Here is a 20,173-nt window from a genome sequence, read left to right on the forward strand (position 1 = left end):
TAAATTGATTGCGACACATTGGAGAACCGATGAGTAGCAATCCTCTTTGAGCCAAGGATATTCTTTTTTAAGTTGAGGGATCATTCCCTTATAAGATGCTAATTTTAGGCTTTTGCCAGTTTCTTGATAGTGCTGAATACAGGCATTTAAGGCAAAATTCCAATACCATCTTGCACAACCAAATGACTTAGCTAACGCCAATTCCTGTTCGGGTGTTGGATAGAGCCTGACCTTTGTTGCCTTCAGCACTGATATCACCTCCTTGAGTTAAGTGTTATGCTTTCTTTTTCAATATCATCCAGATATCGCTTTAAGTAATTTAGTTAACAATCTTAAATCGGTGACATCTCGAAAACTCAGACAAGAATTCTCTGATTATTTAAGCTCTTTTTATTGCAAAGATGTTTTTTGGAATGGTTCTTACTTTGTTGCAAGTTGCGGTGGAATAACTATTTCAACTTTGAGACGATATATCAAAAACCAAAATCAACCTGATTGTTCCGATAATCCCTGACCGCAATTCATCCCACGACCTCATCGGGTCAGTCGTGGGGCACGAGTGCGGAAGATGCTAAATTAAAACAGGTAAGGGCGACTCCTTAGCCACCCGTACCCATCATAGTATTAAATTGGAAAATCTGATAAGACCTGATTAATGGGCGTTAACGATTTTCCTCAACCCTGAATCCCTGATAATGGAGAGGGGGTTGTTTGAGTGTCGTTCGGAGAAAGTTCGGGAGCGATTTGGTGATTAAGCGCCGCAATTAACTGACGTTTCACTTTTATTGCCCACAAATCGAAATCGAAACTTTCACTGGTCGGAATCTCCGATGTGGCAGTTTCGTGTAAACGTTCTTGACTTAAAGTCATGGTTATTCGCCTCCTGTTTCAACTCGCAGTGAAAACAGGCGCGTTCCTTCGGGAGATCTCCCTACTTCCGTCTTTTAGTAGTCACTTTGGTATTCGAGGATCAGAAGACGACCAAAAGATGAACGATTTCACTACTTTATTAAATCTTACCACTAAACTCCATAAATATCAAATCATCTTATGCTAATTTTACATAATTCTTATACGTTTTTTGATTCGTTTTTTTCAGACTCCCATCTTTGCCCTTGTATCTGTCCTGGGAGAGGAATTTGTCATCAAACCGAAATAAATTGGTTATAATAGCAATACCATCGTTACTAATAGACAAACTCAATCAGAAAGCGACTGGGAAACTGATCAACGGTTTCAGTTACGGCCCCATCAATCATTGAGTCAATCCAGGTCTAAACTATCAGCTTTCTCTGACTCAATTGTTTAAATGTTTATTAATTATTTGAGGTTTTCTCCTGACAAATGCACTGTTCCTCCAATTCCCTTGAGGAAGAGTGCATTTTTTTTCCAGGCACAGGGAATCGGCAATTGGCAATGTTAGACATTCATCTTGCCATTCCCCATCACCTAACGTAAGGCTTCTTCATCCAGTTGACCGGGACGAACGGAAAGTTGTTCGGTTTTTTGTCCGCGACGGACAGTAATTTTTAGAGGTTGACCAATTTGACTTTTTTCTACTAAACGCTGTAGTTGTTCAGCAGTGGTAATCGCTTGTCCATCAATTTCAGTAATCACATCTCCTCGACGAACACCCGCATTTGCGGCGGGACTATTGGGAATAATTTGTACCACTAAAACCCCATTCACTTCAGGAATTAACATTAAAGAATTGGGGTCACTATTCAGTTGTTTTGCCATATCGGCGGTTAAACTCGCCATGCGAATGCCAATATAGGGATGAGCGATTTTTTCTCCTCGAACTAAAGCAGCTTGAATGCGTTTTGCCGCATCAATGGGAATGGCAAAACCAATCCCTTGACCATCAGCACGAATCGCAGTATTAATTCCAATCACTTCTCCTCGGTCATTTAATAATGGCCCTCCCGAATTCCCTGGATTAATCGCCGCATCAGTTTGAATAAAATCCAATCGTTTATCGGGAATTCCAACTTGAGAACTGGGACGATTTAATGTACTAACAATTCCTAATGTTACCGTATTATCTAATCCTAATGGATTTCCTAACGCGATCGCCCAATCTCCCACTTGAACTTCACTAGAATTCCCTAAAGGAGCAACGGGTAAATTATTACCATTAATTTTAACAACCGCTAAATCAGAAGGGTCATCACTACCCCGAACTTCTCCTTGAAATTGACGACCATCCCGTAAGGTAACAGTCACTTTATCTGCACCTTTGACAACGTGGGAATTTGTTAAAATAATACCACTGCTATCAACAATAAACCCCGAACCTTGACCCCGTTGTTGATATTCTTGAGGAAATTGAGGCATTCCTTCCCCAAAGAAACGACGGAAAAACGGATCATCAAAAAACGGATCAGGAATCTTAGCAGAAACCGTCCGTTCTGTGTCAATTCTCACCACGGCTGGCCCCACTCGATTCACCGCAGCCGAGACAAAATTTCCCGCCGAATTAGGGTTAGGAATTGCAGCAATATTTTGAGGGATTGTTAAAGTTTGTATCGGTTCAGCTTGAGCGGAAGAAATCAAAAAATGAGGAAAATTTTGTAAACCAACCAAGGTTAAACCTGCACTTAAAAAGGCAACTAGAACATAACTGATAATCGAAGAAAAAATTTTTTTAAACCCATATTTTCCCATAAATTCATCCTCGACGATATGCTTTGAAGGGGTAAGCTGAGACTCTGATTCATTCTGATTCAATGTGATTATCCTCAAATTTAGCAAAATTTTGACAGTAATAAAAGCGGAAAATTGAGTTAAAAATTCCGCTTTTATCTGTTATAATTATAGTTTAATCTTACCTAAAGTTTGTCAAGAATTTTCATTGAGGGTTGATTCCGGCTAACTGCCAACTGGGGATAATCAAGAATTATCCTTAACCTATTGTCACCTTAACAACTTTATTTTTTTCTTCTTCCGCTTTCGGTAACGTTAAGCTCAGAATTCCATCTTGATAGTTGGCTTGAACTTGGGTATTTTGAATCCGAATCGGAAGCGGAATCACCCGATGAAATTTTCCATAATGGAATTCACTGCGAGTTACCCCTTTTTCTTCAGTGTGGTTTTCTGATTTTCGTTCTCCAGTAATCACCACAGCATCCGCACTGACTTGAATATCTAAATCCTTAATATCTATCCCTGGAACTTCCAATTTCAAAATCACAGCATCTGGGGTTTCATGAAGTTCAGCCGCCGGAAATAGCGACATTCCCATTTTTTCCGAGGGAAGGGTTAAACTATCAAACAGACGATTCATTTCTCGTTGCAGAGAATCAATTTCTTGAAACGGTTGCCAACGTACTAACGGCATAATCGTTACCTCCATTGACACTTTTATTTGATATACTATTGGTATAGGCTTGATCACAGCCTTTTAATTCTAAGATAATGAATTCGGCGACCAGGATCATTCGGTTTTAACGAATTAAAAACGGGAAATAGCCGTACTCAGGATGAAATAACGCAAATATTGGCAACCTTAAGCGGATATCGCCTCGGTTCACCGAAGGATATTGCAAAAAGTGTCAAGTCCAACTAAAAACTCATCGTTGGGAGACCGAAGAGGAGGAGGAAGAGGAGTGTTTGATTTTTCCTTCGCCTCAAAGGGGTGATGAGTCATCCGGTTGGAAAGGCTCAGAGGAGAAACTCAAGACGGTAATGAGCATCAGGTGGGATGGCTGTTGTAGATGTCTTTCCTGCATGGTCTTGGGTGTCTAATCTGTGAAATTGAAAGTACCTGTCCTTTATGGATGAGTACGTTATTGCATTTTAACGCACCCAACCGTTAGAACTTGTTTTAAATTTTATAAAGATTCTTATAATTCTGGGTCTATCAATGACGACTACTCTGCCCAACAATGAGGGCATTCTCCCCCAGCCAACTGAACTTGCCTCTGTTTCTGACCGTTTAACCAGTTTATTAAACCGTCTACAACCTCCGCCACAATTCTTAATTTTAATGTTTGCCCTGTTAATCGGAGGGGGCACGGGATTAGTGATGGTTCTGTTCCACAAATTGGTGGAACTGTTTCAACGGTTAACCCTAGAAGATTTTATGGGATTAACCATCCAATTGGGTCTCTGGACAATTGCCTTAATTCCCCCATTAGGCGGCTTAATTGTGGGGTTAATTCGCTGTCGCTATCCCGAATTTTTTGGGGAGGGAATTGCCTCATTAATTAATACCCAAAGAACCCAAATTATTTCTCCCCTACGACCCTTTATTAAACTGTTAGCGGCGGCAATTTCTTTAGGTTCAGGAGCGTCCTTAGGCCCGGAGGGGCCGAGTGTAGAAATTGGAGCGAATTTAGGAGCAATTTTAGGGCAAATTTTTCAAGTTTCTAAAGAACGTTATCGATTATTATTAGGGGCGGGAGCCGCTGCTGGATTAGCGGCTGGATTTAATGCCCCAATTGCGGGAGTTTTCTTTGCTTTAGAAGTAATTTTAGGGACAAGTTTTGCCGCTTCTGGGGTGGGATTAGTCTTGTTAGCATCTGTAGTTTCTTCGGTCATTGCCCGAATCGTTTTTGGTGACCATCCTGCCTTTTCTCCCCCGGTTTATGAAGTCCGAAGCAATTGGGAATTATTACTATATTTAGGATTAGGCTGTTTAGCAAGTTTTGTTTCTTTAGCTTATACCCAAGTTATTAAATTGACTCAACGTTGTTTTCAAGGAGAAATTCGGGGCTTTGAATTTTTAAGCAAAATTCCTCGAACGTTTCATCCCATGTTAGGGGGATTATTGGTTGGGATTATTGCGATTCAATTTCCCCATATTCTCGGCCCCGGTTATGGAACAATTCAAGCTTTATTACAGGAAGGAAAATTTTCTTTAGATTTATTAGTGATTTTATTAATTCTTAAAATTATTGCCACTTCTGTTAGTTTAGGCAGTGGATTAGTGGGGGGAATTTTTGCTCCAGCGATGTTTATTGGAGCAACATTAGGAGCGACCTATGGACAAGCGGTTGGAGAATGGGTACACCCTTTTTTACCGGATATTGCACCTCCAGCCGCCTATGCAATGGTGGGAATGGCTGCTGTATTAGCGGCAAGTGTGCGAGCGCCTTTAACGGCGATTTTATTATTATTTGAAATGACTCAAAATTATTTAATTATTTTACCATTAATGGCGGCGGTAGGCGTTAGTGTTTTAATTGTGGATGTGGTGCAATCCAATCAATCGGATTCAGGATTAAATTTACAACAAATGGGGGTTTATTTAGAACGACCGAATGAATTAGAAGTGCTACAAACGATTCGGATTTCTGAAATTATGGGTCAATCCTATTTAACTCTTCCCTGTTCGATGCCTATTTTAGAGGCTGGTTCAGTCATGGTAGACCTCAATTGTCATACGGCTTTAATTTTAGATGAAAGTTCTCAATTAGCCGGATTAATTACGGTTACGGATATTCGTCGTTCAATTTTTAAAGCCACCACTCAAGAGGAATCTTTGGCGTTAGGACAGCAAAAATTAAAGGATGTTTGTACAACAGAAATCCTCTGCGCCTATGAAGATGAACCCGTGAAAGCCGCCTTAGAACGAATGGCGGCAAGAGATTTACCGCAGTTACCCGTTGTCACCCGTGAACAACCCCGTCAAGTGGTTGGGATTATTGAAAAAGAACAAATTGCTTTAGCTTGTAATATTGCTGTTACAAAAGATGCTTTGCAACCTTATTTGCCCGTAGAGACGCGCCATGGCACGTCTCTACAGAAGTTAATTTAGAGGATTTCTCGCCCTAAATAAGGTTGTAAAACATCAGGAATACGGATAGTTTCATCGGGTTGTTGATAATTTTCTAAAATCGCTGCCATGGTTCGACCAATGGCTAACCCGGAACCATTTAACGCATGAACATATTGTGTGCCTTTTTTACCCGCTTCTTTAAAGCGAATATTCGCACGTCGAGCTTGAAAATCTCGAACATTAGAACAACTAGAAATCTCTCGATAGGTTCCCGCCGAAGGCAACCAAACCTCAATATCATAACATTTTGCCGCTGAAAATCCTAAATCCCCCGTACATAATTCTATCACCCGATAAGGTAATTTTAAAGCTTGTAAAACTCCTTCAGCATCCTGTACTAATTTTTCATGTTCTGCTTCTGAACTATCAGGATGAACCAGTTTCACCATTTCCACTTTATTAAATTGGTGTAACCGAATTAACCCTCTCGTATCTTTCCCATAACTTCCCGCTTCTCGACGAAAACAAGGGGTATAAGAACAGTGATAAATCGGTAATTGTTCCGCATCTAAAATTTCATCTCGATACAAATTCATCACCGAAACTTCAGAGGTGGGAATTAACCATAAATCATCAGAATCACATTTAAAACTTTCTTCCGCAAATTTGGGTAATTGTCCCGTTGCCGTTAAGGAGGTACTATTTACTAATAAAGGGGGAATAACTTCAAGATAGCCGTTCTTTGTATGACGGTCTAACATAAATTGAATTAACGCCCGTTCTAAAGCCGCACCCGCTCCTTTTAACGCCACAAATCTCGCTTGGGCAATTTTAACCGCCTGTTTAAACTCTAGTAAATTGAGTTTTTCTCCAATATCCGCATGATGTAAAATATTAGGATTCTGGGGAATATATTCATCTCCCCAGCGTCTAATTTCTACATTTTCCTGTTCATCTTTTCCCACCGGAGTTGATTCACTCGGTAAATTCGGAATGGGTAATAATAATTGAGTGATTTGAACATCAATTTCTTTCTCTTTAGGTTCCAATTCACTCAACTTGACTTTCAGTTGTTGACCTTCCTCTCTTAAAGCTTTAATTTCTTCTGCTTTCGGGTCACATCCTGATTTAATTTTCTCCCCAACTAATTTACCAATATCATTACTCCGGGTTTGTAATACAATGCGTTCCTGTTCCAATTGGCGGCGTTGTTCATCTAAGGTTAAAATCGGTTGCAAATCATACTCGCCTCGTAAATTTAGGCGTTCTTGCACTGCGGTTGGATTTTCCCGAATTAATTTGATATCTAACACGGCGTTCCCTTCAATACTGCTTGATTTTGGATGATAGATTTATCTTTATAGTCTACTCCATTCAGGCAACATTAAAGAGAAGGGAACCCAAAAGTGATCAATTCATCAATTATCTCCACCCGTCCCAAGGTGTCACTTCAAGCAGTCCAGAGGGAGATAACACCACTTGAAATTGAGCTAAAGAATTAGAGGGAGATTGAGTATCGGGTTGGAATAGGTGGGCGGTTTTTTGCATTTCCTGAATAGCGGCAGAGTTAAAGGGTTTATAGGCAATAATTTTACCCTTTTCATTGAAGCTTACTGGATAAACCAAAGTATCTTTTAAAATCAAATTTGATTGCCAACGTTTATCAATAGTATTATAAACGATTTCATTCAATTAAAGACCAATCCAATGGCGATATTTTAATAACCATTTAGGAATCCCGGTTTTTATTGTTGCTGGAAAAACAATCCTTAATGTGACATTATGAATGTTTTGTTAATTGAAGACCAATCCAAAATCGCCAACTTTGTCCAACTCGGTCTCAAAGAACAAGGGTTTGTCGTCAACTATTGCGATAACGGCGATGAAGGGTATTTACAATAACCCTTCCCAAATGAGGATAAAATTTGCTGTAATTGTTAACAGTGAAATATTTTCCCTTTTATGACTCAAACCTTAACAACCCCTAACAAGACTCCAACAACATCAACCCCTTGGAAAATTAAACTGCTTTACGATGGTCAATGTCCGTTATGTTTACGAGAGGTTAATTTTTTACAGAAACGAGACGCGGGACGAGGATTAATTACCTTTGTTGATATTAGTGATTTCAATTATCGTCCTGAAGAACACGGAAATATTTCCTTTGAAGCCGCAATGGGACGCATTCATGCTTTACTTCCCGATGGCACAATTATCCAGAATTTAGAGGTATTTTATCGGATTTATCAAGTTCTAGGACTGGGTTGGATTTATGCTCCCACTCGCTGGCCGTTAATTGGCCCCATCATGAACAAACTCTATGAAATTTGGGCTCATTGGCGACTTCCCCTCACCGGACGTCCCAATTTAGCCACATTAGTCAAACAGCGCCAAGACGCTTTAACCTCCGAAACCCCCTCAGAATGCCGTTGTCAGCATTAATCCGGGTGACCTTCAAAAAAAAAGAGGGGTTTTTCCAATCAGGGGTGACACCCCTCATTTTATGTGTTATACTTAAATCATTAAGTAGATGCACCCTGAATTCATCTCCCGCAGTGCGAACTGACAGGGAGATTTTTGTTTAATTTTTGATCTTCCTATGGTGTCTTTCAATCTCCAAAGACTATCCAACAGACCTATCCTCAAATATGGTCTTCTAGCGTTCAGCACTTGTATCGTCTTGATGACTTTAGCACAGTTACCTGGTTGGATTAATTCTTCTTCTCCTCCTGAAAAGGAAGTCTTGGTGCGTCATTTCCTGTCCCATGGGTCTGAACTGGCTATCCGTTATCAACAAAATCAAACGATTTCTTCTATTTCTATCCAAAACTAACCTTAATCAAAAACCACCTCGGTTAATCATTCCGAAGTGGTTTTTTAGGGTATGGGGGAATGGAGCATATGGGAATCGAACCCATGTCCAGAACAAGTATTTACTCCTTGCTCATTCACAGACTTAGCCTTTCTGACCCTCAAGGCGGGAACCCTTCCTTATCCCGAAGGGTGGGATGCTTTGGTTAAATCTTAGCTAACTTACAACCAAAGGAACTAAGTTAGAGCATCCGTTGGGGGTTGGTCTACAGTCCTTAACGGAGTCAAACCGTAGACGCTCGAACCTGTAAGAGGTATTTAGGCAGCAACAGCGGCTGATTTACGAGCAAAAGGAACGATATTGTTCGCAGTTACATTTTGTTTGAGCCTGGATTTACGAGAGGTGACTCGCTCTCGGCCTGCATCACTTGGTAGCTTTCCTTACCCTGTCGAAACCAGTAATGCCCCTTGCATATTTCCTATATTAGACTATCTTTTTGCGATCGTCAACTTTTAAGTGGTGTCGATTATCACATGATTGGTCGTCATTCACAAATTAATGTCGTTAAACAAGCTGATTAACACATTAATGTCGTTAAGCTGAATTTGTTAATGGTCTAGGGTGTAGAGTTTAGGAGGGTAGAAATTACTAAAGTTTTCTAACGGATTTCAACTGGCTCCAACCGGAAAGCCTATAATATAATAGCAATTTTACAGGATTGGTTATGAAACTTTCTTCTGATATTAAAATTCCTTTTCCCCGTCCTCTTGTCTTTAATACCTATCGAGATCGATTAATTGAAGTTGTTAATTTATTACCCCCTAAAAACAAGGTTAAGTTAGTTTCTCGTCGTGTTGAAGGAGATACGGTTTATACGGTTTATGATTGGGAATCTTCAGAAGAGGTTCCTGCACTGTTTGAAGATATATTAAAATATGACAAACTTCGTTGGACAGAATCCAATACTTGGCATCAGCAAGATTTTACCTTAGATTGGAACATTAAAACCCAAGCTTTTACAGAGGCATTCCAATGTTCAGGGAAAAATACTTTTTTAGAAGCTCAGAATAATAACACCCTGATCCAAACGCGAGGTGAAATTGAGTTAGATCCCGATAAATTAGAAGGAATTCCTGTATTTCTCAGAAGCCAATTAGCGAATGTCTTTGAAGAAGTTTTAGCTAAAAAGCTTGAACCTAATTTAATTGACATGGGGAAGGCTGTCCAAAAATACTTGGAAAAACATAAATAAGATTAAATCCTGAAATTGATGCTATAGATAGCAAGGGAACAGGGAACCGGGAAAAGTTATTAGCAACCCTATCAATTCTAGGTAGCAAAATTTAAGGATTGCATATAAATTTTATCATCCCAGATCCATCAATGAAAAAGAATTGGGGTTTAGAAACTGGATTGAAATTGTAAAATTAATCTTGTTATAGCGCTACGCATTACAGTTTTTGACAATTCTAAATTCCGAAACCCTTTGACAGCTTACTGTTCCCTGTTTCAACTCGGTAATTTATTGAGCACAAGCACTTAGAAATCTCTAAGAATCAATTTTAACGATTTCTCCTGATACACTTGACAATCTTGCCGATTCAGCAACTTTTAAGGTATATAAACTTGCTTCTGGGGAAACATAAAGGGGCGTTCCTTGGTAAAGATAATCTAAAACCATTTCAGTATCTTTAATAAATAATCCTCGACGAGAACCCACCTCAATTGTTTCAATCCGATCCTTTTGAATCAGTTGACCTTGTTCGGGAGTAAAAATTAATGTTCCTTCTTCACCATAGAGGGTAAAGGTATTATCCGACTGCCAAAACACTTCTCCTTTTCCATAAATTGATTCACCGAGGATATCCTGATTAAAGGTTAACTGAGCATGACAGAAACAAGCTTGATAAAGATCCGGTTCAATATCCCAATATTGCGCGCGACAGTTAACACTTTTCACCGTCCCAAATAAATCAGTAAATCGATGTAAACGAGATAACGCTCCTGTCATAGGGAACCCAAATAAAGAGGGTTGATATGTCCATTTTGCCGGGGCAGGATGTTGGGGGTTAATGGTAACATAGCGAACATAGAAGACTCGACCAATTCGGTCTAGGGAAGCTTTAATGGCGTTGTGTAGTCCCCCCAACAGTTCGATATGTTCAACATGGAGGAGTTTATTGTGTTTTTGAGCCAGAGTAATTAAAGCGTCGGCTTCCTGGGGATCTAAACTGAGAGGATATTCAACAACAACGTGCTTACCTTGTTCTAAGGCGTGACGAGCAATTTGACCATGATCTCGATTAACTGTACAAATCATGATTAAATCAAGATCAGGTCGTTCTACTAAATCCATCCAAGATGCCGATACGGTTATATCAAATTCTTGACTTAAGGCAATAGTGGAAGCGGGCGTACGTCCTGTAATGGCGACTAATTGCGATCGCGGATCGGCTTTAAAAGCCGTTGCGCGCATTTTGGCGGCGTATCCAGTACCAACAATACCGACTCGTAGGGGTTGAGAAACCATACCCACAAAAGAACGTAAAGATTCAGTCATGATAATAGGGTCAGGGACAAGGCGAATATAGATTAATCATTGAGATGCCATTAGAAAAATTTATAACAAATTTGGGGGAAAATCTAGGTTGGCTTGGTTTTACAATTTTCGCTTTTTCTTTTAATATCAACAGTAAACCTCGGTTAATTAACGCTTTGATTGGATATAAAATTTACTTATAAAATTTTCCTGCAATTGAACAGAGGAATACAACATGGCTAAGAGTTACAAAGTGACATTGAACACTCCAGATGGACAGAAAACCATTGATGTCCCTGATGATGAATATATTTTAGATGTTGCTTTAAAAGAATACGATCTGGATCTGCCTTACTCTTGCCGTGCAGGTTCTTGCTCCTCCTGTGTTGGAAAATTAAGCTCTGGCAAGGTGAACCAAGATGATCAGACGTTCTTAAGTGATGAGCAAATTAAAGCTGGGTATGTCCTAACCTGCGTTGCTTATGCTAGTTCTGATTGCGTCATCGAAACTGATCAAGAAGAAAATATGCAACCTTAGCAGAGGGGGTACTGGGTTTAAACTGGGTTTCCCGTTGGCAATGACAGTCCCATCGGGGTCAAAGCTCCAGTATCCGCGACAGCAAATCATCCCAGGAGAAAAACTGTGTCTCTGACAAAACCCTAAGATTAAGATCCGATAACAGCATTGGGGACAGAGGGCATTAGATATAAGTAATCAAGATGTAATTAGAAAAATTTATAATAAATCCCATTCAAAATCTAGCTTAACAAGGTTTTACATTCTTGACTTTTTCTTTTACTATCAAAAGGTGAACCGAAATCTTAAATGCCAACAAAGGTTAATCAAGACTCTTGTTAGGTATAAGAGGTTTTTATATTTTGTTTGAAATTCACGAGAGGAACACTACATGGCTACTTACAAAGTTACTCTGAAAACGCCCACGGACGTACACGTGATTGACGTCGATGAGAATGACGTGATTTTAGATGTCGCAGAAGACAAAGGAATCGATCTGCCTTACTCTTGCCGTGCAGGTGCTTGCTCTACCTGTGGTGGTAAACTAGAATCAGGTACTGTTGACCAATCCGATCAGTCTTTCTTAGATGATGATCAAATCGAAGCCGGGTATATTTTAACCTGCGTTGCCAAACCGACTTCTGATTGCGTGATCTTAACTCACCAAGAAGAGGAAATTGCTTAATAGTAATTGACCTTAGTTCAAAATTGAACCTTGATAGATCTGATCAAGGTTCAACTTTGAATGTCCCTGGAAAAGCAGTTTCAATGAGTTTAAGGACTGAACTCGGCAACTACACTCCAAAAAGCGTAGGAAACTAAAAATAGTGATTTCACAGCAATTATCAAAATTTACTCTTAGGAAGACTACATGGCTGATTTCACAGTGACCTTGCAAATTCCAGAGAACGGTAAGATCGTTGAATACGAAATCAAAGTCAAGGATGATGAGTATATTTTAGATATCGCAGAAGAGGAAGGAATCGATCTGCCTTCATCTTGTCGTGCTGGTGCTTGCTCTACCTGTGCGGGTAAAATCATATCGGGTACTGTTGATCAATCAGATCAGTCCTTCTTAGAAGATGACAAAATCGAAGCTGGATATGTTTTAACCTGCGTAGCTTATCCGACTTCTGATTGTGTGATCTTAACTCACCAGGAAGAAGAACTTCAATCACGGGGTTGAGGTTTAATCCCGAACACCTTTGATCAGACTTCATGAGAGGATGACAACATGGCTAATCTTTACAAAGTGACCCTGAAAACCCAAGAAAAGGGTAAAGTAACTGAAAATACGATTGAAGTCTCTGATACTGAGAATATTTTGGAAGCCGCTGAAGAAGCTGGACTTGAACTTCCTGCCTCTTGCCGTGCGGGTGCTTGCTCGACTTGTGCAGGTAAGATCGAATCAGGTACTGTTGATCAATCGGAGCAGTCTTTCTTAGACGATGACCAAATTGAAGCTGGATACGTTTTAACCTGCGTTGCTAAACCGACTTCTGATTGCGTAATCTGGACTCACAAAGAAGACGAGTTATACTAATTGGCTTTTGATTCAAGGTTCAACGTTGAGATATCAATAACGTTGGACTTTGAATTGTTGTTAATTCCCAAACGGCATCACAGAATTCAAGGGTTGAAGTTGGGTTCCAGGGAAGTAAAATCTTAAAATTTGTTCATTTGACCATCCCAATTTTGCCAAATTATAGGAACCCGTTTGACTCATTCCTACCCCATGTCCAAAGCCTCCTCCAACAAACACATAACCTTTTAGGGTTTTATTGGGATTAAAAACGGGATCAATATAAAATAACGTACTAATGGGCGGTAAAAACGCACTTTGAATTTCATCTTTAGAAATTTCTAACACGGCTTGATCCGTTGTTACGGTCATTTTCAAGACTCGCCCCGTTGGCGATCGCTCTACAATCTCTACCTTTTGAATTGTGTTAAAATTAGAATGAGGCAAATTGCGACGTTTCAAGTAAAGACGCAAATGGGCTGCCATTGATTCTAAGGTTGTTTCTTCTCGCCAGCGAAAATCAAATTCTCCCGTTTCATTAAATCCTTTTTGCAAATTCATAAACCGTCGAAAATTGGGTTCTGACGCTAAATTTTGTTGAGATAAATCCCAAATTTTATTCGGAGCATCAATTACCCCTTTCAAATAAGGTCGAGGTTCTCCATTCCAAATATCATTATAATTCGCTGTCACTCCCCCACTGGTAGAAAAATAAACCGCATCCGTCAATTGATTGTTATAGGTTAAAACTAAACCTTTCGTAACATTAATGGCTTGATCCGTACTCGGATAAACTTCCGTTAACCCTTTATACACTTGACAGTCCGTATTAGCACAGAGATGATAATTGTCTGCTTCAAACCGTCGCAGATTTCGTAACGCATAGGTTCGCGCTAAAACGGCTTGGGCTTCGATCGACGCATCCGGGGGCCAAGCTCCGATTTCATGGGGTACGACACCTCGTAAATAGGTCTCTAATGGCACGTTATTAACCAGGGTGTAGGTTCCGTAAGCATCCGGTTGTAGTTGTAAACTTCCCCCATAAACTAAAGGTTGGGGATCATTCGGTTTTTGACTGACTTGAATCACATTCTGGGGAGTTGTAATCTCCAGTTGATTACGGTTGTAGCGATATCCTGCGGCTGTCCAATAGGGAATCGGTTTTTGGGTGAGAACTTGGGTTTCCAAGCGAGGAATTTTATGACCTTGGGCTTGTAAACTATCGATTAACCAACGTCGCAGCAGGGGGGTATTATAGACGCTGCGTTTCGCCCAAACTTGCCAGCGATCCGGTTGAGCTAATTCTACTTCTAAACCGAGCGATCGCCATTTTTGAGCGTCTTCTTCCGCATTTTCATAGCTGCGATGGGTACTAAGTACAACTCTTTCTTCAACTTCGGGTTCAGGGAGGGGTTGAACGCCGATTTTCAGGATCACGGTCTCCGTATGCAGTTGTTTGTTCTCTTGGGGGCTTGGAAACTTTAGGGTTAAGTGATCCCCTGGTTGTGCTTTCAAAATCAATTGATCGGTGGGTTTTTGCCCAAAGTGTTGCACCACACCGATTTTTAACGTCGGGTTGGTGTTTTGAGCTTGAGGTTGTTGTTCTTCGGCACTTGTTGAAGTGGGGAAAAGGAGGATGAAATAGAAAAGACTCAATAATGTTTTGGGAAACAACATAAAACTAAACCGATCAGAATATAGCAAGTATAAAGAATAGACTCGGAATTATTTTTTTTTCTGAAAAAATTCCTCAAAATCTTTACCTACTTTAATGTTTCCAATCGTCGGTTTATGTTTTAACAAGTTAATATCAGGTAAAGCATCTATAGCTTCTTTTAGAGATTTAGTGTTCTTGTGATCACAATCATTAAATATTGTTACAGGTAAATTTCGCATATCTGGATCATTAATTGCACGTTCTAAAATCATTAAAGGAGTAGATTTAGAACCATCTTCATAAGAACCTGGCCCACAGAACAGATCAATATATGCAATTTTTGTCTTCCGTTTTTTGGCTTGTGGAATGAGCACTTTAGCCCAAGCCCTAAAATATTTATCTACAATTTCAGTTTGAACTAAGGATTGTTCTTTTTGCTGCTCAAAGAAAGTATTATCTGTCATGGGTTTAGAAAAATAGTTTCTATAATTATAACACAAAATAAAATCCGGTAATCCTTGACAATTGAAAATCAAGAAAACCGGATTTACTTACTATTAACTTATTAACAATTAATTAATTACTAGGGGTTTGTTGTTGCCATCCCATCCATCGAGGAAAACCATTTTCATCTCGTAATTGTAAGGTTTGATTTCCTTTTCTAATCTCTCCAACAATCAAGAAAGGTTGTCCTCCACCATTGACACGTGTTCCTGTTACTTCTACAACATCATTGGGTTGAATTTGAAAGTTTTGTTGATCTAAATACCACACAGGCCCAACATGAAGCTCTAGGGTTTCTGTATTCGTTTTCATGAACCAATGTACACCGTGAGGCATTCGATTGCCACGATTTCCGCCTTGTATGTCTATGATGGTTCCTTGAATTGTTTCTACACGGTTTGGATCATACATCGAACGGGAATATTGACGTTTTCCGCCGGAAGAATTTCCTCTCCAACCTTGACCCATGATCGGGTGAGTTTGCCCCATCAGTTGGTGACAAGGAGGATCAATATTATTGCCATTATTAGGGATTGGTTGGGTAGAATTTGGGTTAGACTGAGCAAATAAAGGATGGGAATAACCTAGAGCAATCAATGCAATACCTATGGCGACGGCAAATCCTGTAATTTGAGTATGAGAATGGTTAATTTTCATGGTCTATTTCCTCAGATTAATTTAAGAATTCTATTAATAGTTCCAGTATAAAGTCTCCAGTTAATGGAGAGTCTAGATCTAGTTTAGAAAACTTTAGAAAAAATAACAGATATTTATAATCTGATAGAAGATTATCCCACCCCTTTTCCCTTAGCATAAGATACGAAGGTTGCAGTTGGTTTTAAGGGGAATCGAACCGTAAAAATGCTACCGATTCCGGGCTGACTTTCCACCTCAATACTACCCCGATGCGTTTTAACAATGGCTAATCTTAAGCCTGATCCTCCAGTTTTGCGAGAGCGATCGCTATCTACCCGATAAAATCGATCAAAAAGTTGTTTGAGAACCGTTTCTAAACTATCATGTAAAGCTCCTGCAACGGATTCTATTTCTCGATCTAAGGTACTCCAATGGGCATGGGCGATCGCTTCATAAACCCCTAAACCAGAAATACTCAAAATGACTTTCATTACCTCAGCATAGTAACAAGTTAAGCATAATTTTGTCCGTTTAAATCGTGAATTTTGGTTCATTGTTGAGAAGGAGAACAACTTAACTGGGAATCAGCAAATGTGTAAATGATTCGGTTAAAATCTCTAAAAGGATATATAGCAGTCGCACCTGGGGTGTTAGGACATAGACTGATTCTAAAACCCAAACCGGACACCCCTCTTTTTCTGCCAGTAAATCGCAGTTCCTGTTCGCTGTTCCCTGCTATAAAATTTTCTTCAGTATAACCCACAAGAATAGTGTATGATTCGCCGACGTTCAACCCCTTGGATTCATCAAAGATCCCGATTTATCATTGCTAGTCTCGCTACCGTTGGTGTAGTGATTACCGCCTATTTAACCCTTGTGAAACTAACAGGGGGAACAGAGGCTTGTCCAATTACAGGTTGTGATCAAGTGCTGTCGAGTCCCTATGCGGTTGTCTTTGGTTTACCTCTAGCTTTGTTTGGATTTTTAGCGTATACAATCATGGCGGGGATGGCTGTTTCTCCTTGGTTAATTAACCGAGAAACCCACAAAAGTTTAAGAACAAAAACAGAAGATTGGACATGGCTTTTGATCTTTGCTCAAGCATCTGCCATGATGATTTTTAGTGGTTATCTAATGTATTTAATGGCTTTTGTCATTAAATCCTTATGTATTTATTGTATCGCCTCTGCTATTTGTTCGGTGAGTTTATTTGCTTTGGCGATATTAGGTCGAGATTGGGAAGATCGAGGTCAACTTTTTTTTATTACGGTGGTTGTGGGGATGATTACCTTAATCGGAACCTTAGCCATTTATGCTCCCATTAATAGCCCTCGTGCTGAAAAAAATCCCTTTAATATCACAACCACTTCTAACCCTGCAAATATCGAACTGGCTCAATATTTAACTCAATCTGGAGCGAAAATGTATGGAGCATTTTGGTGTGGTCACTGTCATGAACAGAAAGAATTATTTGGTAAACAAGCGGTAGAAAATTTGTCTTATATTGAATGTGATCAAGCTGGAAAAAATCCTCAGCTTGATTTGTGTAAATCCAAAAATATTCAAGGCTATCCAACTTGGGAAGTTAAGGGCCAGATGTATTCAGGAGTTCAAAGTTTAGAAAAGTTAGCTAAGGTTTCAGGATACACCGGAACTCGTAATTTTGGTGTCCGTTAATAGAAGTAGAGACGTGCCATGTACGTCTCTACTGAAGTCTTGATTTGATCCTGAGAAAACTAGAGCTTAATGGATTAACACCTTCAACAACTTGCTATTTCAAGCTATTATGTTTGGGAGGCTATTCGAGTTTGTAGTTGTTTTTTAGTTTCTTTAAACTGAGTCGCTAACTGCTCTTGTTCACGGGTTGAAAAATGGCGCCGAATTACAACAAAGACACCATTTTCTTCCTCACGAGTATGGTGATTCACTATATCTTTGACTTGTTTAATTTTGTCTTTGAACAGCGCGGACGTTGGGCTCAGAGATTTAAGTTCTTCTAAAACCAGTTTCAACTCAGCTTGTTCATTATACAGATTTTGAGTATCTTCATAGAAAGAACGAATTTGAGGATAAAGGATTTGTTCTTCCGCTTCGGAATGGATACTTAAATCTTGGTATAATTGTCCGAAATATTCTTGAATTTTTTGAGCATCATTGCAATTTTCAATTTCAGTAATTAACGTTTTAGCTTTCTGATGATCCATGCGAAGAACATCTTGAATATTCTGAGCGGATTGATCAGAACTTTGGATAACAGCACTTCCCATCACACCCGATAAAGCGGCGATCGCATCTTGAACTCGTCCCCAAATGCTTTGATCAGGAGCTTGACCCGTTAATTCTTGGGTTCCTAAATATTCTAAAATCCCTTTGAGTTTTTCTTGATGAGCGCGATTTTCAAAGTTAACTGTATTCAAAGGTGTAATCGCTGCTTCCACATCTGCACCGACGACTTGAGCCACTTTATGAACTAATAAACCTGACATGACTTGTCCGTGTTTCAGGAGTTCATGTTGAGCCACTTTTTCATAAAAACTTAAGTCTGATTTATTCATCATCTCTTTAGCGAGATTAATCATTTTAGTGGCTTGTTCTTTCGGTTGAGATTGAATGCCATATTGGGTAATAACCGTATCAATGATCCCCAGATTTTTGTGGTCATCATCTAACATTTCTTGAAATTGTTGACGAATTTCAGAGAGATTACAATCCCGCAGAAACATCTGTTCATTTTCGATCAACAATTCTTGGATAGTTTTCATGGTAGCCAATTTTTGACCAATTGCTTCCCGTTTTGCATCCGTTAAAGTCGTTACCATGTTGTGTTCTCCAGATCTCTAAATTTCATTTTCATAGATTCTAATTTTGCATAGAAAAAACAAGAATTCCTCATCCATAAGACAGATCTAATGTTCAAGGTTTTACAAAGGGATTGTTCAGTTTGTTTTAAATAACAACCGACGCAAGATTTTGAGATCAAATCCGTCAATTTTTCCTAATTTCCCAACAGTTCAGTCATAAATACCCCTGACATTCCCTGGCTATTTGATCACTTGAGTCCTATTAAAGATTGCCAATAGTGCTACTCCCACTATGTCGAGATTGCTGTCAATTGTGTTGGACAATTTCAGGGTTGATGAGTCGAGGTTCTCGGTTATTGCACTGTCTAGGAAATCTTGTTGGGTGGGTAATAACAGAAAACCCACCCTAGAGGTTAAAAAATACCTTTTCAATACGTTTTTCGGGATATCATCCAATCTAATAAAATGGGATTGACTAATTCGGGTGCTTCATCTTGGGGACAATGACCCACTCCTTCTAAACGAATAAACTTTTTAACTGTTGAATAATGGTTAAATTCTTCTCCAAGTTCTACAGGTTCCCAAGGATCATCTGCGCCCCATAAAATGATGGCTGAACAAGGCAATTGAGGTAATAAATCTTCCGGTAACGGCCCCTGAGAATAGCGAGTAAACGCAGCAAAAACCTCCACTGCTCCTTGATCTTGGGCTGGTTTTAACAGAATTTTTATTAAATCATCTGTAACGGCTTCATCTCGTTTATAAGCTTGTAATAAGACGTTTTTAACGGTTTGGGGCGTAGCTAAAAGATTAAAAAACAATTGATTAAACCAGGAATATTTTAATAATTCTTGAACCAAACTTGCACCATAATTTCGATACCAAGGCATTTCCGAACGTTTGCGAATATGCAATAATCTTAAAGAACAGTTTAATAAAGCCACTTCTTGAACAATATCAGGAGCAGTAACAGCAGCTTGCATAATCGCAATACAACCAATAGAATTACCGACTAAAAACGCTTTATCTTGAACAATTTCTCGACAGAAATCAGCGATTTGTTGTCCCCAAGTTTCAAATGTGTAACTGATTTTTTGATTCGGTGTTGGTTTTGCAGAGTCCCCAAACCCAATTAAATCTAACGCAAAAACTCGACAGTATTTTGCTAATTCAGGAATATTTTTCCGCCAATGGCCCCAAGAGGCTCCAAACCCATGCACTAGAAGCACCGCAGGGCCATGATCACCCTCCGTGACATAACAAATGGGAAACCCGTTCCAAATCCAAGTTTGCGGTACAGAGGTAGCAATTAACATAAATCTAATGGTAGAGGCTGGGTTGACACTCTCACCGTCAATCGCAAAGCGATGTGACGGGAGATTCTTTGTTCAACGAATCGACTTGCCCTAAAAGGATTGCTCCCGTCAAGGTAGAGGTCAATTCTCCCAAAGCGTTTATCGGTT

23 protein-coding genes, 1 other RNA gene and 1 riboswitch are annotated in these 20,173 nt (G+C 39.5%); of the genes, 10 read left to right on the forward strand and 14 right to left on the reverse strand.

Annotation, left to right across the window (positions count from 1 at the left end):
• On the reverse strand, positions 1–249 hold a 249-nt coding region (locus tag ACKPEB_RS21035; protein WP_408966970.1), incomplete at its 3' end, for a helix-turn-helix domain-containing protein.
• A gap of 22 nt (positions 250–271) precedes the next feature.
• On the opposite strand from ACKPEB_RS21035, the gene tnpA reads away from it, so the two are divergent.
• Positions 272–514 (forward strand): IS200/IS605 family transposase, encoded by a 243-nt coding sequence (tnpA, locus tag ACKPEB_RS21040; RefSeq protein ID WP_408966971.1) that lies wholly within the window; start codon positions 272–274, stop codon positions 512–514.
• A 161-nt stretch (positions 515–675) separates the two neighbouring features.
• On the opposite strand, the gene ACKPEB_RS21045 is transcribed toward tnpA, so the two are convergent.
• The 3 genes from ACKPEB_RS21045 to ACKPEB_RS21055 form a co-directional block, all read right to left on the reverse strand.
• The gene (locus tag ACKPEB_RS21045) at positions 676–870 is read right to left on the reverse strand and encodes a hypothetical protein (RefSeq protein WP_408966972.1); all 195 of its coding nucleotides are present in this window, start codon (positions 868–870) and stop codon (positions 676–678) included.
• A gap of 37 nt (positions 871–907) precedes the next feature.
• A riboswitch (Glutamine riboswitch) is annotated at positions 908–997 on the reverse strand.
• A 452-nt stretch (positions 998–1,449) separates the two neighbouring features.
• Positions 1,450–2,667 (reverse strand): HhoA/HhoB/HtrA family serine endopeptidase, encoded by a 1,218-nt coding sequence (locus ACKPEB_RS21050; RefSeq protein ID WP_408966992.1) that lies wholly within the window; start codon positions 2,665–2,667, stop codon positions 1,450–1,452.
• Between the two features lie 238 nt (positions 2,668–2,905).
• Complete coding sequence (locus ACKPEB_RS21055; RefSeq protein ID WP_408966973.1) at positions 2,906–3,340, reverse strand: Hsp20/alpha crystallin family protein; 435 nt, start codon at positions 3,338–3,340, stop codon at positions 2,906–2,908.
• A 525-nt stretch (positions 3,341–3,865) separates the two neighbouring features.
• Between ACKPEB_RS21055 and ACKPEB_RS21060 the strand changes: the two genes are divergently transcribed.
• Positions 3,866–5,761: a chloride channel protein gene (locus ACKPEB_RS21060; RefSeq protein WP_408966974.1), complete on the forward strand. Its 1,896-nt coding sequence runs from the start codon at positions 3,866–3,868 to the stop codon at positions 5,759–5,761.
• On the opposite strand, the gene serS is transcribed toward ACKPEB_RS21060, so the two are convergent.
• Positions 5,758–7,035 carry a serine--tRNA ligase gene (gene serS / locus ACKPEB_RS21065; protein WP_408966975.1) on the reverse strand — a complete coding sequence of 426 codons (1,278 nt, stop codon included), beginning with the start codon at positions 7,033–7,035 and terminating at the stop codon, positions 5,758–5,760. The genes ACKPEB_RS21060 and serS overlap by 4 nt on opposite strands.
• Positions 7,036–7,144: 109 nt before the next feature.
• Entirely contained in the window at positions 7,145–7,414 is a 270-nt protein-coding gene (locus tag ACKPEB_RS21070; protein WP_408966976.1) for a hypothetical protein, read from the reverse strand.
• Between the two features lie 270 nt (positions 7,415–7,684).
• Between ACKPEB_RS21070 and ACKPEB_RS21075 the strand changes: the two genes are divergently transcribed.
• Positions 7,685–8,164 (forward strand): thiol-disulfide oxidoreductase DCC family protein, encoded by a 480-nt coding sequence (locus tag ACKPEB_RS21075; RefSeq protein ID WP_408966977.1) that lies wholly within the window; start codon positions 7,685–7,687, stop codon positions 8,162–8,164.
• A gap of 241 nt (positions 8,165–8,405) precedes the next feature.
• A complete protein-coding gene (locus ACKPEB_RS21080; protein WP_408966978.1) occupies positions 8,406–8,555 on the forward strand; it encodes a hypothetical protein in 150 nt (49 codons plus the stop codon).
• A 57-nt stretch (positions 8,556–8,612) separates the two neighbouring features.
• On the opposite strand, the gene ssrA is transcribed toward ACKPEB_RS21080, so the two are convergent.
• Positions 8,613–9,001: a transfer-messenger RNA gene (gene ssrA / locus ACKPEB_RS21085) on the reverse strand.
• A gap of 257 nt (positions 9,002–9,258) precedes the next feature.
• Between ssrA and ACKPEB_RS21090 the strand changes: the two genes are divergently transcribed.
• Positions 9,259–9,786, forward strand: coding sequence for a hypothetical protein (locus ACKPEB_RS21090; protein WP_408966979.1), 528 nt, complete (start codon positions 9,259–9,261; stop codon positions 9,784–9,786).
• Between the two features lie 297 nt (positions 9,787–10,083).
• Here ACKPEB_RS21090 and ACKPEB_RS21095 read toward each other — a convergent pair whose 3' ends face one another.
• Entirely contained in the window at positions 10,084–11,094 is a 1,011-nt protein-coding gene (locus ACKPEB_RS21095) for a Gfo/Idh/MocA family protein (protein WP_408966980.1), read from the reverse strand.
• 214 nt (positions 11,095–11,308) lie between these two features.
• On the opposite strand from ACKPEB_RS21095, the gene ACKPEB_RS21100 reads away from it, so the two are divergent.
• The 4 genes from ACKPEB_RS21100 to ACKPEB_RS21115 all read left to right on the forward strand — a co-directional run bounded on the left by ACKPEB_RS21100 (position 11,309) and on the right by ACKPEB_RS21115 (position 13,133).
• The gene (locus tag ACKPEB_RS21100) at positions 11,309–11,611 is read left to right on the forward strand and encodes a 2Fe-2S iron-sulfur cluster-binding protein (RefSeq protein ID WP_408966981.1); all 303 of its coding nucleotides are present in this window, start codon (positions 11,309–11,311) and stop codon (positions 11,609–11,611) included.
• 370 nt (positions 11,612–11,981) lie between these two features.
• Positions 11,982–12,275, forward strand: a complete 294-nt coding sequence (locus ACKPEB_RS21105) for a ferredoxin (RefSeq protein ID WP_408966982.1) — start codon at positions 11,982–11,984, stop codon at positions 12,273–12,275.
• Between the two features lie 186 nt (positions 12,276–12,461).
• Positions 12,462–12,776: a 2Fe-2S iron-sulfur cluster-binding protein gene (locus ACKPEB_RS21110; RefSeq protein WP_408966983.1), complete on the forward strand. Its 315-nt coding sequence runs from the start codon at positions 12,462–12,464 to the stop codon at positions 12,774–12,776.
• Between the two features lie 48 nt (positions 12,777–12,824).
• Positions 12,825–13,133, forward strand: a complete 309-nt coding sequence (locus ACKPEB_RS21115; protein WP_408966984.1) for a ferredoxin — start codon at positions 12,825–12,827, stop codon at positions 13,131–13,133.
• A gap of 60 nt (positions 13,134–13,193) precedes the next feature.
• Here ACKPEB_RS21115 and ACKPEB_RS21120 read toward each other — a convergent pair whose 3' ends face one another.
• The 4 genes from ACKPEB_RS21120 to ACKPEB_RS21135 form a co-directional block, all read right to left on the reverse strand.
• Positions 13,194–14,789, reverse strand: coding sequence for a SpoIID/LytB domain-containing protein (locus tag ACKPEB_RS21120; RefSeq protein ID WP_408966985.1), 1,596 nt, complete (start codon positions 14,787–14,789; stop codon positions 13,194–13,196).
• 48 nt (positions 14,790–14,837) lie between these two features.
• Positions 14,838–15,233 (reverse strand): three-Cys-motif partner protein TcmP, encoded by a 396-nt coding sequence (tcmP, locus tag ACKPEB_RS21125; RefSeq protein WP_408966986.1) that lies wholly within the window; start codon positions 15,231–15,233, stop codon positions 14,838–14,840.
• Positions 15,234–15,345: 112 nt separating this feature from the next.
• Positions 15,346–15,930 (reverse strand): hypothetical protein, encoded by a 585-nt coding sequence (locus ACKPEB_RS21130; protein ID WP_408966987.1) that lies wholly within the window; start codon positions 15,928–15,930, stop codon positions 15,346–15,348.
• Between the two features lie 131 nt (positions 15,931–16,061).
• Complete coding sequence (locus ACKPEB_RS21135) at positions 16,062–16,463, reverse strand: ATP-binding protein (RefSeq protein ID WP_408966988.1); 402 nt, start codon at positions 16,461–16,463, stop codon at positions 16,062–16,064.
• A 220-nt stretch (positions 16,464–16,683) separates the two neighbouring features.
• On the opposite strand from ACKPEB_RS21135, the gene ACKPEB_RS21140 reads away from it, so the two are divergent.
• Positions 16,684–17,586 (forward strand): vitamin K epoxide reductase family protein, encoded by a 903-nt coding sequence (locus ACKPEB_RS21140; RefSeq protein WP_408966989.1) that lies wholly within the window; start codon positions 16,684–16,686, stop codon positions 17,584–17,586.
• A 107-nt stretch (positions 17,587–17,693) separates the two neighbouring features.
• Here the strand turns inward: ACKPEB_RS21140 and ACKPEB_RS21145 are convergent, their stop codons facing one another.
• Positions 17,694–18,728 carry a hemerythrin domain-containing protein gene (locus ACKPEB_RS21145; RefSeq protein ID WP_408966990.1) on the reverse strand — a complete coding sequence of 345 codons (1,035 nt, stop codon included), beginning with the start codon at positions 18,726–18,728 and terminating at the stop codon, positions 17,694–17,696.
• Positions 18,729–19,138: 410 nt separating this feature from the next.
• Complete coding sequence (locus ACKPEB_RS21150) at positions 19,139–20,026, reverse strand: alpha/beta fold hydrolase (RefSeq protein WP_408966991.1); 888 nt, start codon at positions 20,024–20,026, stop codon at positions 19,139–19,141.
• Positions 20,027–20,173: the final 147 nt, after the last annotated feature.

Origin of the sequence: Planktothrix sp. (assembly GCF_046067725.1) — a bacterium.
Lineage (GTDB): Bacteria > Cyanobacteriota > Cyanobacteriia > Cyanobacteriales > Microcoleaceae > Planktothrix.